We start from the raw sequence: 570 nt of genomic DNA on the forward strand, positions 1-570 counted from the left end.
TATAACGGTTCATATCACCTTACCGACGCTTATCGCAGATTAGCACGTCCTTCATCGCCTCTGACTGCCAGGGCATCCACCGTGTACGCTTATTCGCTTAACCTCACAACCCACAGACGTCTTGCAACGACTTATGAATCGTAAAAGTTTTTGAGAGACTCTGAATAACTCTCGTTATTCATTGTTTTCAAATTTTCAGCTTGTTCCGGATTGTTAAAGAGCAATATCTTAAACATGACTCGTAAGTCATCTTTAAGATATATCGGTCGGTGACTTTCACTCACATACCAGCAAGTGGCGTCCCCTAGGGGATTCGAACCCCTGTTACCGCCGTGAAAGGGCGGTGTCCTGGGCCTCTAGACGAAGGGGACGTGAAATTTGCTGCCGCGAATCACTGATTCGCTAATTTCACGTAAGGGCGAGGTTTTTCTTCAGAAAACCGAGCGACAATGTTTTTGTCACCACCCCCAACGCGTAAACGCCTTGCTCATACTTTCTATCAGACAATCTGTGTGGACACTGCGCAGAAGTGTATCTTCAGGTAAGGAGGTGATCCAACCGCAGGTTCCC

At 47.0% G+C, this 570-nt stretch carries 1 tRNA gene and 1 rRNA gene; both read right to left on the reverse strand.

Annotated elements, in window-relative coordinates:
• Window positions 1-103, reverse strand: a 23S ribosomal RNA gene (locus tag JK211_RS16830); the annotation flags it as partial.
• Between the two features lie 192 nt (window positions 104-295).
• Window positions 296-371: transfer RNA gene (locus tag JK211_RS16835), tRNA-Glu, on the reverse strand.
• Window positions 372-570: the final 199 nt, after the last annotated feature.

Source organism: Tatumella sp. JGM130 (assembly GCF_018257525.1).
In the GTDB taxonomy this organism is placed as follows: Bacteria; Pseudomonadota; Gammaproteobacteria; order Enterobacterales; family Enterobacteriaceae; genus Tatumella; species Tatumella punctata.